Origin of the sequence: Clostridium sp. OM05-5BH, from assembly GCF_003481505.1 — a bacterium.
In the GTDB taxonomy this organism is placed as follows: Bacteria; Bacillota; Clostridia; order Lachnospirales; family Lachnospiraceae; genus Otoolea; species Otoolea fessa.
Genome location: NZ_QULJ01000005.1, coordinates 166,856 through 181,353 on the forward strand (window position 1 = coordinate 166,856; position 14,498 = coordinate 181,353).

16 protein-coding genes and 1 riboswitch are annotated in these 14,498 nt (G+C 50.5%); of the genes, 14 read left to right on the forward strand and 2 right to left on the reverse strand.

Annotated elements, in window-relative coordinates; all coding sequences use genetic code 11:
- Positions 1-855, forward strand: a complete 855-nt coding sequence (locus DXB70_RS08495; RefSeq protein WP_265104151.1) for a RelA/SpoT domain-containing protein — start codon at positions 1-3, stop codon at positions 853-855.
- A 105-nt stretch (positions 856-960) separates the two neighbouring features.
- Here the strand turns inward: DXB70_RS08495 and DXB70_RS08500 are convergent, their stop codons facing one another.
- Positions 961-1,983, reverse strand: coding sequence for a PTS sugar transporter subunit IIC (locus tag DXB70_RS08500; protein ID WP_022359346.1), 1,023 nt, complete (start codon positions 1,981-1,983; stop codon positions 961-963).
- Between the two features lie 236 nt (positions 1,984-2,219).
- On the opposite strand from DXB70_RS08500, the gene DXB70_RS08505 reads away from it, so the two are divergent.
- From DXB70_RS08505 to DXB70_RS08550, 10 genes are all read left to right on the forward strand, one after another.
- Positions 2,220-2,690, forward strand: coding sequence for a hypothetical protein (locus DXB70_RS08505; RefSeq protein ID WP_118293476.1), 471 nt, complete (start codon positions 2,220-2,222; stop codon positions 2,688-2,690).
- Between the two features lie 166 nt (positions 2,691-2,856).
- Positions 2,857-3,717 (forward strand): methylenetetrahydrofolate reductase [NAD(P)H], encoded by an 861-nt coding sequence (gene metF, locus DXB70_RS08510; RefSeq protein WP_022359348.1) that lies wholly within the window; start codon positions 2,857-2,859, stop codon positions 3,715-3,717.
- Positions 3,717-4,370 (forward strand): vitamin B12 dependent-methionine synthase activation domain-containing protein, encoded by a 654-nt coding sequence (locus tag DXB70_RS08515; protein WP_118673136.1) that lies wholly within the window; start codon positions 3,717-3,719, stop codon positions 4,368-4,370. Before metF ends, DXB70_RS08515 begins: the two co-directional genes overlap by 1 nt.
- Before the next feature lie 31 nt (positions 4,371-4,401).
- Positions 4,402-6,879: a homocysteine S-methyltransferase family protein gene (locus DXB70_RS08520; protein ID WP_118673137.1), complete on the forward strand. Its 2,478-nt coding sequence runs from the start codon at positions 4,402-4,404 to the stop codon at positions 6,877-6,879.
- Positions 6,880-6,952: 73 nt separating this feature from the next.
- The gene (locus DXB70_RS08525; RefSeq protein WP_022359351.1) at positions 6,953-7,228 is read left to right on the forward strand and encodes an HPr family phosphocarrier protein; all 276 of its coding nucleotides are present in this window, start codon (positions 6,953-6,955) and stop codon (positions 7,226-7,228) included.
- Between the two features lie 128 nt (positions 7,229-7,356).
- Positions 7,357-7,791: an acyl-CoA thioesterase gene (locus DXB70_RS08530; protein WP_118673138.1), complete on the forward strand. Its 435-nt coding sequence runs from the start codon at positions 7,357-7,359 to the stop codon at positions 7,789-7,791.
- Positions 7,792-7,881: 90 nt separating this feature from the next.
- A riboswitch (THF riboswitch) is annotated at positions 7,882-7,986 on the forward strand.
- Positions 7,987-8,049: 63 nt separating this feature from the next.
- The gene (locus tag DXB70_RS08535; RefSeq protein ID WP_022359353.1) at positions 8,050-8,613 is read left to right on the forward strand and encodes a folate family ECF transporter S component; all 564 of its coding nucleotides are present in this window, start codon (positions 8,050-8,052) and stop codon (positions 8,611-8,613) included.
- Positions 8,614-8,740: 127 nt separating this feature from the next.
- A complete protein-coding gene (locus tag DXB70_RS08540; protein ID WP_022359354.1) occupies positions 8,741-9,325 on the forward strand; it encodes a biotin transporter BioY in 585 nt (194 codons plus the stop codon).
- A gap of 312 nt (positions 9,326-9,637) precedes the next feature.
- Positions 9,638-10,465, forward strand: a complete 828-nt coding sequence (locus DXB70_RS08545; protein ID WP_022359355.1) for an Mrp/NBP35 family ATP-binding protein — start codon at positions 9,638-9,640, stop codon at positions 10,463-10,465.
- 37 nt (positions 10,466-10,502) lie between these two features.
- Positions 10,503-11,216 (forward strand): GTP pyrophosphokinase family protein, encoded by a 714-nt coding sequence (locus DXB70_RS08550; protein ID WP_107000490.1) that lies wholly within the window; start codon positions 10,503-10,505, stop codon positions 11,214-11,216.
- Positions 11,217-11,281: 65 nt separating this feature from the next.
- On the opposite strand, the gene DXB70_RS08555 is transcribed toward DXB70_RS08550, so the two are convergent.
- Positions 11,282-12,163 (reverse strand): GNAT family N-acetyltransferase, encoded by an 882-nt coding sequence (locus DXB70_RS08555; protein WP_182448438.1) that lies wholly within the window; start codon positions 12,161-12,163, stop codon positions 11,282-11,284.
- A gap of 280 nt (positions 12,164-12,443) precedes the next feature.
- On the opposite strand from DXB70_RS08555, the gene DXB70_RS08560 reads away from it, so the two are divergent.
- From DXB70_RS08560 to DXB70_RS08570, 3 genes are all read left to right on the forward strand, one after another.
- Complete coding sequence (locus DXB70_RS08560; protein WP_107000488.1) at positions 12,444-12,809, forward strand: CidA/LrgA family protein; 366 nt, start codon at positions 12,444-12,446, stop codon at positions 12,807-12,809.
- The gene (locus DXB70_RS08565) at positions 12,806-13,498 is read left to right on the forward strand and encodes an LrgB family protein (RefSeq protein WP_107000487.1); all 693 of its coding nucleotides are present in this window, start codon (positions 12,806-12,808) and stop codon (positions 13,496-13,498) included. Before DXB70_RS08560 ends, DXB70_RS08565 begins: the two co-directional genes overlap by 4 nt.
- 121 nt (positions 13,499-13,619) lie before the next feature.
- Positions 13,620-14,384, forward strand: coding sequence for a nitroreductase family protein (locus tag DXB70_RS08570; protein WP_333489839.1), 765 nt, complete (start codon positions 13,620-13,622; stop codon positions 14,382-14,384).
- Positions 14,385-14,498 lie beyond the last annotated feature (114 nt).

Consider the following 14,498-nt stretch of genomic DNA (forward strand, 5'->3'; position numbering starts at 1 on the left):
ATGGAGAGAGATTTATTTTTAAGAAAATATCGGATCGAACAGGAAGACTTTGACGCGGCGGGCGTTTCCTGGGAGGAATTGACTGCGATCGCGGATCATTATGCGACGATCGAGGGAAAGCTGCGGGAGATTGGCAAGGATTTTGTAGATAAGTATCTGTATGATATTGAAAAAGCGGGGATCCATTCCTACCGTTACCGTACCAAGGCACCGGGGCATCTGCTGGAGAAGATCATCCGCAAGAAAAAAGAGCAGCCGGAGAAATTTGCCCAGCTGGGAGTTGATAATTACTGGAAATACGTGACGGACCTTATCGGTATCCGTGTATTCTTCCTGTACCGTGAGGATTGGCGTCATTTCCATGAATACATCACATCGGCGTTTGAAAATGCCCCGGAGCAGTATGTAAAAGACCGTGAGCGCGATTTTGACAACGATGAGACACACTGCTACATTGCAGAGCGTCCGAAGGTATACCGCCGAAACGGGGACAGCCGGATCTACGATGAAAATGTGATCGAAATCAAGTCAGGCGGTATCTACCGTTCCCTTCACTACATCATCAAATACCGCGGTTACTACGTCGAGATTCAGGCGAGAACGCTGTTCGAGGAGGGATGGAGTGAGGTTGACCACGACATTGTTTATCCGTACCACAAGGACGACGTGATGCTGCGCGATTTCTCCCGCCTGTTAAACCGGCTCTCCGGTATGGCGGATGAAATGAGCTCGTATTTCCGCCGGATGAAGGTGGAGAAGGAGTTTGAAGAGGTCCTGCTCGGAGAATATAAGGAAGACAAAGAGGCGAAGCTGCTCGCAAGTATGCGGGAGCTGCTGGGGAAAGAAGAACGATAAGGAATAGGGAAAAGATAACTGGATCAAAAAACAGGCATTGGAATGCTTGCTATCCACACAGTGGTGGATGAAGAGCATTTCAATGCCTGTTTTATGGAGCTATAATTATAGATCCAGTTTCAAATCGCCTTCCTTGATCCATCCAGCTTTCCGGCAAAGTGCGCCGAAGAACAGGGTCAAAACAGCCGGAAGCACGAAGCAGATGAGCAGGATGCCCGGCCACATCATCGAATTTCCACTTCCCTGCATGGCGGTGTAGATGCCGATCGGTCCGACGAGACCGCAGGTTCCCATGCCGGAACCGGCTGGAATATTTTCCAGATGGAAGACCATCGTGGAGAGCGGACCGGTGACCATCGAGGCGAGTGTCGGTGGAATCCAGATTTTCGGGTTCCGGACGATATTTCCCATCTGGAGCATCGAGGTTCCGAGTCCCTGTGCCAGAAGACCACCCCATTTATTTTCACAGAAGCTTAAAACGGCAAATCCGACCATCTGCGCACAGCAGCCTGCGGTGGCGGCACCGCCTGCCAGACCGTCGAGGCTTAACATGATGCAGATTGCCGCACTGCTGATCGGAAGCGTCAGGGCGATGCCGATCAGGGCAGAAACCAGAATACCCATGAAAAGCGGCTGCATGACGGTCGCTGTCTTCACCAGATTTCCGAAGGCGGTCATGAATGCGGAGACACCCGGACCGACAAACTGTGCGGCCAGGATGCCGGAGATGATGGTGACACCCGGGGTGACGAGAATATCAACCGGTGTCTCTTTGGAGACGATTTTTCCAAGCTCGGCTGCGATGATGGTGGCAACGAGCGCGCCGACCGGACCGCCAAGTTCATTGCCTGCGATGCCGACGGTAGCGGCGGAGAAAAGGACGAGCGTCGGTGCCTTTAAGGCGTAGGCAATCGAGACGCCGAGCGCTGCACCGGTCGCGCTCTTGGCGTAGCCTGCGATCGTGGTAAAAATTACAACGCCTGTTTTCTCCCCCAGTGTGCCGAAGATGGTACCGATCAGAAGAGAAGCAAACAGACCAAATGCCATCGCGCCCAGCGCATCGATGAGATACGTCTGAACGGAGATGACAACCTGCTTCCGTTTCAGAAAAGCTTTCACACGTTCCATATTGATAGAACCTCCCAGAGTAAAATAATTGTGAACGGAATGAATCGTTTCAGCCATTCCGGTCAAATAAATGGCTTACACCTGTCTTGACAGGTGTAATGGACGTTTGTATTTTAACACGAAATGGAGAAAATACAAGAGAAAATATAGAAAAAAGTAAAAAAGTTATGATACAATAAAAAATAATTGACGAGGTGTTTTCGAAAAAGTATGTTCGATTCGAGGGGAGGTATTTCATGCAGAGACGAATTTGTCCGATTTGCGACCATCCGATCAAGTATGGTCATTATTGTTCTTTTTGTAAACAGTGGATCCGGAATCCTAACTATGTCAATGCAACTTATTATCTGAATGAGCGTCACCCGGCGCATGAGACGGACTGTGAGTATCACAATGCGGGATCTGCCTCGTGGGAAACGAGTGCAAGGGCAGGAACAGATGCCATCCGCACGCTTGCGGACCGGGCGAAGGCATATTCCCAGACGCAGAAAGCAGCAGGCGCAGGCAGACAGGCATCCGTCCGGACACAGAACCAGAACAGTATGTCGTATCAGACAACGCAGAGACGAAGCGCGGTGCAGCAAGGAAAAAATCAGAAAAAGAAGGGGAAAATGAGCCTTGTGCTGGTGATTTTGCTGATTTTGTTTGCTTTGTCTGGAATTAATTATCTGTATCGTATGTTTATGTATTTTATTTGGTTCCTATAGATTTTGCCTATGGCAAGATATAGAAAATCAATCCAGAAGATAGCTGTCGGAAGTCTGGCGTTCATTGGGGAAGTATGGTATACTGAGCAAAAATCATATAGAATACATAGGCAATAGAGGTCCGGGGCAGAACCGGACGAAATGATGAGAACAGGAGATAAATACGATGAAGATTAAGGATATTTTAGCCAAAGGACAGCCGACGCTTTCGTTTGAAGTGTTCCCGCCGAAGGAGGAGAGCAACTTCGCTTCCGTTGAGAAAGCGGCGCTTGAGATTGCAAAGTTAAATCCATCATTTATGAGCGTGACCTACGGAGCAGGCGGCGGCACAAGCCAGTATACGGTCCAGATCGCATCGGATATCCAGAGCACCTGCCAGGTGCCGGCGCTGTCACATCTGACCTGCGTCTCCTCGACCCGTGAGAAGGTGCACAGTGTCCTGCGCGAGATTCAGGCACACGGAATTGAGAATGTCCTGGCACTTCGCGGCGATATTCCGAAAGACGGCAAGGTAGAAAAAGATTATCAGTATGCATCCCAGCTGATCCGCGAGATCCGTGAGACCTGCCCGGATCTGTGCATCGGCGCAGCCTGCTATCCGGAGGGACATGTGGAATCGGTCAACAAGACGGTGGATATCGGGCATCTGAAAGAAAAAGTGGAAGCGGGCTGTGATTTTGTGACGACCCAGATGTTCTTTGATAATAATATCCTTTATAATTACCTGTACCGTATCCGAGAAAAAGGAATCACGGTTCCGGTTGTCGCAGGCATCATGCCGGTGACAAACATAAGTCAGATTAAGCGCATCTGCAGCATGTCCGGCACCTACCTTCCGGCACGCTTCAAGGCGATCGTAGATCGTTTTGGTGATAACCCGGCAGCGATGAAGCAGGCAGGTATCGCCTATGCAACTGAGCAGATCATCGATCTGATTGCAAACCATGTAAATGGAATCCATGTATATTCAATGAATAAACCGGATGTAGCGGCGCAGATTAAGAACAACCTGTCGGAGATTCTGTAATGGCGGAAGTCAATCGGAGAGAAATATATCGGTATTTAGGAATTAAAGGGCAGCAGGAGCCGGATCCGCAGACGAAAGATCTGGTGGAGGACTGTCTGGGAGAATTAGAGCGGTCCGTCAACTGCCGGAGCTTTTACAGACGCTATCCGCTGACGCTGCTGCCAGATTCAGAACTTGATTTTACGTGTTTTAAAGTAAAAAGCCGGGCGCTCAGCCGCAATTTAAAGGACTGCCAGGAGGTCATCCTTTTTGCGGCGACGCTGGGTGCTGGTGTGGATCTGCTTCTGCGCCGATACAGCCGTCTTTCGATGAGCCGGGCGGTTGTCCTGCAGGCGTGCGCGGCGGCACGGATTGAGAGTTACTGCAATGAAATCAATGACAAATTAAAAGCGGAGGCAGCAGAAGAAGGACTCTATCTGCGTCCCCGCTTTTCGCCAGGTTATGGAGATCTGCCGCTTTCGTGCCAGCCGGATTTCTGCCAGGTACTGGAAGCGGAAAAGACGGTGGGGATTACATTGACGGAAAGTTTTTTGATGATGCCGTCCAAGTCGGTGACGGCGGTCATCGGAGTATCGAAGATAGCGGCGGGCTGTGTGAAAGAGGGCTGTGAGGTCTGTTCAAACAAAAACTGCCTGTACCGGAGAGATAAATAAGTAAGAAACAAAAAACAGAGAGGAAGCTGACATGGGTATACAGGAAGATTGGAACGATAAAATACTGGTATTTGACGGAGGAATGGGAAGTCTTCTGCAGGGAGCCGGGCTGAAACCGGGCGAACTGCCGGAAACCTGGAATATCAAGCATCCGGAGGTTCTGGTAAAGATCCATGAGGATTATCTGAACGCGGGCGCGAATATTATTTTATCGAATACATTCGGCGCGAACCGCCTGAAATACAATGAGGCAGCCGAGTTTAATCTGGATGAGATCGTGGATGCGGCGATGAAAAATGCCCGGACAGCGGTAGAACACTGCGGCCGTGGTTATGTAGCGCTGGATCTGGGACCGACCGGACGCCTTTTAAAGCCAATGGGTGATCTGGACTTTGAGGAGGCGGTCTCCATCTATACCGAGGTGGTAAAGGCAGGCGTGCGAGGCGGCGCGGATCTGATTCTGATCGAGACGATGAGCGACACGTATGAACTCAAGGCAGCGGTTCTGGCGGCAAAGGAAAATTCCGATCTTCCAATCTTTGCAACCACAATTTTCGATGGAAAAGGCAAACTTTTAACCGGCGGAACACCGAAGTCCGTTGTGGCACTTTTGGAAGGTCTGGGCGTGGATGCGCTCGGAATCAATTGTGGATTAGGTCCGGTTCAGATGAAGCCGATTGTGGAAGAACTGCTTCGGTATGCGTCGATCCCGGTGGTTGTCAATCCAAATGCGGGACTTCCGCGAAGCGAGGGAGGAAAGACCGTATATGATATTGATCCGCCAGAATTTGTCGAGGAAATGAAAGGAATGCTGGAGATGGGCGTTTCGGCAGTCGGGGGCTGCTGTGGTACGACCCCGGAGCATATCCGTCTGCTGGCAGAGATGTGTAAGGGCAGAACGAGAAAGCCGATCGAGCCGAAAAACGACACTCTCATCACTTCCTACGCGTCGGTAGTTGAGATGGGAACCGATCCGGTCATTATTGGCGAGCGCATCAATCCGACCGGAAAATCAAAATTCAAACAGGCGCTGCGCGATCACAACCTGGAATATATCCTGCGCGAGGCGATCACCCAGCAGGAAAATGGCGCTGCGGTGCTTGACGTCAACGTGGGACTGCCGGAGATCGATGAAGTGGCGATGATGCGCGAGGTCGTACAGGAATTGCAGGCGGTGACCGAGCTTCCGCTGCAGATTGATACGACTGACACAGAGGCGATGGAACAGGCGCTGCGTATTTATAATGGAAAGGCACTGATTAACTCTGTCAATGGCAAACAGGAGGTCATGGACGCTGTATTTCCGCTGGTAAAACATTACGGCGGCACGGTGGTTGCGCTGACGATCGACGAGGAAGGCATTCCGGCGACGGCGGACGGACGTATGGCGATCGCGCGGAAAATCTGTGCGGAGGCGGAAAAGTATGGCATCCAGAAAAAAGACATCGTGATCGATGCGCTCTGTATGACGATCAGCTCCGAGCCGACCGGCGCGCTGGTGACGCTGGAGACGGTGCGCCGTGTCCGCCAGGAACTTGGCTGCAATACGATTCTCGGCGTTTCCAATATTTCCTTCGGATTACCGCAGCGTGAGATTGTCAACTCCAATTTCTTTACGATGGCGATGCAGAGCGGTCTGACCGCAGCGATCATCAATCCAAATTCGGCGGCAATGATGCGTTCTTATTATAGTTACCGGGCTCTGGCAGCACTGGATGAACACTGCGGCGATTATATTGAGCAGGCAGCGCGGCTGGCGATTCCAAAGGCAGGTGCGGGCGGAGCTTCCGGCGCAGGTGCAGCAGGCAGCGCAGGTTCGGGTGCCCCGGCGGCAGGTGCAGCTGGAGCTTCCGGCAGTGCGGACACTGGCAGCCAGGCATCCGGTCCGGAGCATCAGCTTACGGTCAGTGTGGAGAGAGGTTTAAAAGAGCAGGCGGCATCGGCAGCCGGGGAACTCTTAAAGACCATGGATTCCCTGACCGTCATCAATTCCTGCATGATCCCGGCACTCGATAAGGTCGGAAAGGGTTTTGAGGCAGGCACCGTCTTTCTGCCGCAGCTTCTGATGAGTGCGGAGGCGGCAAAATCGGCGTTTGAGGTCATCAAAAACCAGATGGAGTCCTCCGGGGAAGCAGGAGAGAAGAAAGACAAGATCGTGCTGGCGACCGTCAAGGGCGATATTCATGACATTGGAAAAAATATCGTAAAAGTATTATTGGAGAATTACAGCTATGATGTGCTGGATTTAGGTAAGGACGTAGCTCCGGAGGCGATCGTGGAAGAGACGATCAAGAACCATGTAAGACTGGTCGGTCTGTCCGCCCTGATGACGACCACCGTGCCGAGCATGGAGGAGACGATCAAGCAGCTCCGCAAGGAAGCACCGTGGGCGAAAGTCATGGTCGGCGGCGCGGTTCTGACCCAGGAATACGCGGATATGATCGGAGCAGATGCGTATTGCCGCGATGCGATGGCGTCTGTTAATTACGCGCAGCAGGTGCTGGTCTAACGCTTGACAGTCTGCCTTACTTAGACTAAAATTAGGGTAATTAAAACTAAGAATTGACGAGGGAGGGACAGCTATGGTATCGAAGAAAGTGAAAGTGGTTAATCCATCGGGACTTCACCTGCGGCCGGCTGGCGTGCTTTCGCAGACCGCGATGAAATTTAAGAGCCGGACTCTGATTGAGTGCGGGGAGAAACATATTGTGGCAAAGAGCGTGCTGAACGTGATGGCAGCGGGTATCAAGTGCGGCACCGAGATCACGGTTGCCTGCGACGGACCGGATGAGGAAGAAGCGCTGAAGACGATTACCGAGGCGATCGAGAGCGGACTCGGAGAAGAACTGGAACAGTAAGGTATCAGCCATTGCCTGCACAGTGTGCGGACGGTGACACACATATCAGAACCAGAGGGGGATATTGCAGAACGGCAGAAATTGCAGTTGTGCAGGTATCCCTTTTTAGATGGAAAAGAGGGGTTTTTATGGAACTGAAAATTTACGAACACAAAGCGCAGTATTATGAAACCGACCAGATGGGAATCATTCACCATGCAAATTACCTACACTGGTTTGAGGAAGCGCGGATCGACATGATGGAGCAGATGGGAATGGGATATGACATCATGGAAAAACAGGGGATCATAAGCCCGGTGCTGTCGGTTCACTGCGATTATAAGAGCATGGCGCGGTTTGGCGAGACGGTGCAGGTGCTGGTTCAGATGAAGGAATACAACGGCATCCGCATGACGCTGGAATACACGGTTTTTGACAAGGAAACGGGCGCAATCCGCTGCGTGGGCGAGAGCCGCCATTGTTTCCTGACCCGCGACGGAAAGCCGGTTTCCCTGAAACGCAACTATATCGAGATGGATCGTGCGTTTAGGGAATACAGCGAACAGAGCCAAAGAGAAGAGTAAATGCTGACTGGTTCGAAAATGACAGATGCGCTTATAAAGTGCTTGAAAAGCGGGAAAATTGTGGTATGATGTAAAAGATAAAAAAAGAAACGCAGAGTAGGAATACAGGCGTTAAGTGCCGGTTGAACAGGGAGTTGTCAGCCGGACGAAGAGACCCTCCGGGGTTTCGCGGTCAGTATTCCGCATCCCGCTGCATCGTTGATACAATCTATCTCCTGATGTGGTTCGAGAGATCTGCAGAAAAGGAGGTATTTTTTTATGAAAAAATTTGCAGTATGTTATCAGGCATCCTTTCAGGAACTGAAACACGTGAAAACACTCACGACTGCCGCCATGCTGATGGCTGTCTCCGTTGTTCTGGGATACTTCACGATTGAGGCTGGTCCGTATTTGAAAATCGGATTCGGCGGTGTGGTCAACCAGTTTGTCTACTACCTCTTCGGTCCGGTGGCTGGAGCGGTCTATGGCGGAGTCTTGGACCTGGTCAAATATGTCGTAAAGCCGACGGGGGCATTTTTTCCGGGATTTACGCTGAATGCGATGCTGGGCGGCGTGCTATATGGCACAATTCTGTATCGGAAACCGCTTACCTTCCGCCGGGCGCTCTGGGCGGATCTGGTGGTGGCGCTGATCTGCAACATATTTTTGAACACACTCTGGCTTAGCATGATGTCTGGAAAAGCAATGATGGTGCTTCTGCCGATGCGTGTGCTGAAGAATCTCATCAAGTGGCCGGTGGATGCAGCACTCTTTTATCTGATTGCAAAACGGATGGAGAGTCTTGGGCTTGTGCGGATGATCCGTAAATTCCAGGCGGAGTGATGCTGGAGGATTCGTTTTGAGCAAAAGGAAACATACATGGACAGCGAAAGTCTGCAGGCACGGTGGCTGCATGCCATGAAAGGAACCGTTTATGAAAAAATGCATCATGCATGATGGAGGAAAACAGATGAGAGAAAAAGCAGTTTCGCGGAGCCGGGAACATTCGAAGGATGTGGCGCTTTGCGGTCTGTTTGCGGCGCTGGTCGCCGTGGGGGCATTTATCAAGGTTGTCATTCCGACCGGCGCAGATACCATGAACTTCACCTTGCAGTGGTTTTTCGTGATGCTGGCAGCATTTCTGCTGGGCTCCAGACGGGCATTTACCAGTGTGGGTGTCTATTTGCTGATTGGACTTGCGGGCGTCCCGATCTTTGCACGCGGCGGCGGTCCGGCGTATCTGCTGCGCCCGACCTTTGGTTTTCTGCTGGGATTTCTCCTTGCGGCGTGGGTCATGGGAAAGGTCTGTGAATGTTTGAATTCCTGGAAAATGGGAGCGCTGATGACGGCGGCGACGGCTGGATATGTGGTATATTATGGAATGGGAATGGTTTATTTCTATCTGATTACCCATCTCGTAACCCTGCAGCCGATCGGCTGGAAAGCGATTGTGCTGGTTTACTGCCTGCCGGAGATGCCGGCGGATTATATTCTCTGCATTCTGGCGGCGATCATGGCAAGACGGCTGCGCCCGATGGTACAGGCGTATCTGTAGAGAAAAATGAATAGTATATAAAAAAGACAGACAGTCTGAATGCAGTGCAGCAAACGGGCTGTCTGTTTTTGTCTCATAGAAAACGTTACTGTTCACGCATACGTGTACAGTAACGGCACATTCTTTTGTAACGCTGCCAGTTGTGTTTGCCCCCTATCATTTTTGCAGAAAATATGGTAAAATGTACGGAGATTACGACAGGGGAGGATTTGGGCGTTACAGGTTTTTGGTCTTGGAAAACGTCTGAAGAGGATGCAAAAACGAAAACCAGCGAACGATCAGAATCCAACCTGATAAAAAGGAGAAGTATGTATGAGTGAGAATTGCAGTCATAATTGTTCAAGCTGCGGCGAAACGTGTGCCAGCCGGACGATGGAGAGTTTCCGGGTGCCGTTAAATCCGCAGAGTTCAGTTAAAAAAGTAATTGGTGTAGTCAGCGGCAAGGGCGGCGTCGGAAAATCCCTGGTGACATCCCTGATGGCATGTAAGATGCGTGCGAGAAACAACCGCGTTGGCATTCTTGATGCAGATATTACAGGACCGTCGATCCCGAAGGCATTTGGCATTCACGGCATGGTAGGTGTGACAGCGGATCAGCTGATGTTGCCGCGCACGACCTCGACGGGGATAGAGATTCTTTCTTCGAACCTGATTCTGGAGCATGAGACGGATCCGGTAATTTGGCGTGGACCGGTTGTGGGCGGCGTGATTAAGCAGTTCTGGAGCGAGGCACTCTGGAAGGACATTGATTATATGTTTGTCGATATGCCTCCGGGAACCGGCGATGTGCCGCTGACTGTATTTCAGTCCCTGCCGCTGGCAGGTATTATCATTGTGACTTCCCCGCAGGAGCTGGTTTCGATGATCGTGGCAAAAGCGGTCAACATGGCGAAGAAGATGGATATTCCGATTCTGGGACTGGTTGAAAACATGAGTTATCTGGAATGTCCGGACTGCGGAAAGAAGATTTCTGTGTTCGGTGAAAGCCATATCGAGGAGACGGCAGACGAGTATGAGATTCCGGTGCTTGCGAAGATTCCGATCGATCCGTCGATTGCGTCCAAGGTGGACGAGGGGCTGGTTGAGTATGTGGAATCCCCATGGCTGGATGCGGCGGCTGACGCAGTGGAGAAGGCATAAAAGAATATAGATATATAGAAGAGGTGGAAGAATACAAATGAATATTGCTCAGAATCCCAACAGCGAGCTGAGCCATTTCGCGGTCAATACGCCTCAGGTGTTTGAGATTCCTGAGACATTCCGGGAGACGGCAAGGCAGTTTCAGGAAGCGATGATGCAGTACAGCTGCGCGATTCGAGAGTTTAAGACGAAGCTGGAAGTGCTCAACGATGAGCTTTCCATGCGGAATGCAAGAAACCCGATCGAGATGATCAAGGCGAGAGTGAAGAAGCCGAAGAGTATTGTAGAAAAACTGCAGCGGCGCGGACTTCCGCTTTCGATCGAATCGATGGAGTCCAACCTGGATGATATAGCGGGTGTCCGTGTGATATGTTCGTTTGTGGACGATATTTACGAGATCAGCCGGATGCTGGAACGCCAGGATGATGTGACCATCATTGCGATCAAGGATTATATCAAGGCGCCGAAGGAAAACGGCTACCGCAGCTACCACATGATCGTGGAAGTACCGGTATTCTTTTCAAGCAGTAAGAAAAATATCCGTGTGGAAGTCCAGATCCGCACGATCGCCATGGATTTCTGGGCGAGTCTGGATCACCAGCTCAAGTATAAAAAGCAGCTGGATGCCCAGGAAGCCGCAGAGATCGGTGCGGAGCTGAAAAAGTGCGCGGATGTCATCGCGGAGACAGATTGCAAGATGTTAAGCATCCGTCAGAAGATTGAGGAAAAACATCCGACGCAGGAAGAATAGTCGTGATGTAAACGAATAGCTCATGTATCGGGGTGCTTTTGGTGGCTGAAGCGCCTGCCATATCTTTAATACATAAAATAGGACAGGGTTTCGGTAATTCGGAACCCTGCTTTTTTATAGATCGAGAGTGCCGGATAATTGTCACTGCTGACGTGAAGAACAATTCGGCTGCAGCCGCGCGTGATCAGATCGTTTAAGACCAGACAGAAAGCAGCTTCACCGATTCCCAGTCCGCGGCAGAGGTCATGGACCCGGAAACCGTAGAAACAGGCATGAAATGTGCCGGGAACGTCCGGGACGGGCTGCATACGCGCCATGCACACGGCAGCCGGAGAGCACATCGGATCTGGCGGAGTCTCTAAAAATTCATAGGTCAGAATTGTAACGGCCGGATCTGGATCATCGGCGCTGTGGAAGCAGTCCCAGCAGCTGTCGGGATCAACACTTTCGTTGACGTCGCCTTCCGGTGCAGAAGTGCAGGTAAAGGTAAGCGGGCGTTTTTCAACCATGGGAGAGTCAAAGCGTTCGGTTGCCGGGTCAAAGGCCCATTTCATCTGATATTCCTGATCAACGCGGTCAGCGTGAATGGCTTTCATCGTGGCAGCTGTATCAGTGGATTCCGGGTCAACCGGAAATAGAATATCGTGCTCACCGGAGATGTCGCAGGCTTTTTCTAAGAGTGCGGCAAAATATCCGCGTCGGCGCAGGGAAGGGCGGGTGAAGGCGATGCATTCGACGGGTTCCTCGTCCGAAGAGCCATCCGGTGGAAGGATCATTCCCATGACGGCTGCAAGTGTCTCTGATTCATCCAGAAGAAGCAGGAAACAATTTCCGTCTTCAAATGGAAAAGAAATGTGGATCGGCTGTGTCTTCTGGCATTCATTCAACAGTGCCAGGATCTGTTCTGCCTGTCTGGCAGAGAGAGAGTTTGTCTGAATTAAATTCATAACTTCTAATCCTTTCTTTCTTGCAATACAAAGTGTACCAGCTACAAAAGCAGCTGAGAAGATAAGTCTTTCATAAAGATAAACGTATTTGCGGATAAAAACTTCACGTTTTTTGGATCGAAAATGTCTGGATTTTACGAATCGGAAAAGCTTACCTGTATCGTATAAAAAAGACGCAAAAAATTCAAGGAAATTGACAGAATTTATGCTAATTTTCATATTGTCCTATAAATTTGGGAGTGATAGAATAGAGGCATTAAATACGAAAGGTGAAGACATCATGAAGTACTTGAAAGAAGTGACAATTATTTTTGGCATCACAATGCTGGGAGAGTTTTTGAACTATCTGCTTCCGTTTCCGGTTCCGTCCGGCGTATACGGATTGTTCATTCTTCTGCTTCTGCTTTGCACAGGTGCATTACATACAGAAGATGTGGCGGAAGTGGGAGATTTCTTCCTGGATACGATGCCGATTATGTTTATACCGGCAGGTGTAGGTCTGCTTGACAGCGTGCAGGAGGCGGAGTCCATCCTGGTGCCGCTGACAGTGATTACCGTGATTTCGACGGTATTTGTTATGGTTGCGACCGGGTGCGTGGCGCAGAGCATCATCCGCAGAAAGAATAAAGGAGGTGCGAAAGCATGAATGGACTGATTCATTCTTCTCTTTATTTTGGAATGCTGGTCAGCGTTGGCGCGTATATGTTGGGCGTCTGGCTGAAAAAGAAGACCGGCTGGGCGATTTTAAATCCGCTGCTGGTTGCAATTATAGTTGTGATTGCATTTTTATCTGTTTTTCATATAGAATATAAGGAGTATAACCGCGGTGCGGTGTATCTGGGCTATTTCTTGACACCGGCAACGGTCTGTCTGGCGATTCCGCTGTATAAGCAGCTGGAGCTTTTGCGCCAGCACCTGATTGCGGTTGCTTCTGCAATTGTGGCAGGGGTAGCGGGAAGTGTCGGCAGTATCTATGTGATGTGCCGTTTCTTTCAACTGGAGCATACGCACTATGTGACATTGCTTCCGAAGTCCATTACGACGGCGATTGGCATGGGCGTCAGCGAGGAAGCGGGAGGTATCGTGACGCTGACGGTTATCAGCATTATAATTACAGGAATTTTGGGAAATATTATAGCCGACTGGCTGTTTCAGATATTTAAAATTGAAGAGCCAATCGCGAAGGGTCTGGCACTTGGAACAGCAGCCCATGCGATTGGAACGGCAAAGGCGCTGGAATTAGGCGAGATCGAGGGTGCGATGAGCAGCTTGTCAATTGCGGTCGCCGGTCTTTTGACCGTAGTGGTAGTACCACTGATGTCGGGACTGATTTAAAGGTGGTGCTGAAACGGTCGGAATTTGTATAGAAATTGGAATGCACATAGAGAGGCAGAGAAAAAGATACTGCGGGTCATGCGCATGATAACGGCAGCAAAAAGATAGGAGGGGAGCAGGTATGATGAATTTGTATGAGGCGATAGGATGTCGCCATTCAGTTCGAAAATACACCGATCGGGAGGTCACGGAGAAGCTGCGTGGGCAGATCCTGTCCTATTTTGATAAGACCTCCCGGTTAAATGACCGGATCCGGGTTGAGGCAGTGATATTCGACAATACAAAGAAAAAAGCCGATGTCCACGGACTCTGGAAGGTGGATGCTCCCTACTATCTGGCGATCTATTCGGACCAGGAGGAAGGCTGCGAGCGCAATGCCGGTTATCTGATGGAGCAGATGGTGCTCTATATGACGGCAAAAGGGCTTGGAACCTGCTATTTGGGCAGCGTGCAGCCGGCGCAGAAGGTGCGCGGCGGCAAACGCTGCCTGATGATGGTCGCATTCGGCTACCCGGAGGGCAAGCTCTACCGTGAAAGCCCGCTGGCAAAGCGCCTCCCGCTCAATGAACTCTGTATTTTCAAGGAAGAAGCCGGAGAGCAGATGAAGACGATTCTCCGTGCGGCGCGTCTCGCACCGTCCGCGATGAACACCCAGCCGTGGCGCTTCATCGTCTATTCCGACCGAATCTATGTGTTCGCCCTAAAAACCCGCTTTCCGGGCAAGAGCTTCCATGCGATGCGCGAATTCAGCATCGGCATTATGCTCTCCCACATTATGCTCGCCGCCGAAGAACTCTGGATGGAACTTCAGACGGAGACGGAGGAACATTTTGCGGCTAAAAGTTACAAAAATGGAGATTATGTGGCGACGTTGACGCTGCATTAGATGCATTGATTCATTGTATTAAATGTTGAAATAGTTTATATTTAAGCAAGAAAAACCAATTTTGCAATTTTAAAACCAATTATTCAAAGAAACGATACACTCAAGAAAGAAGCG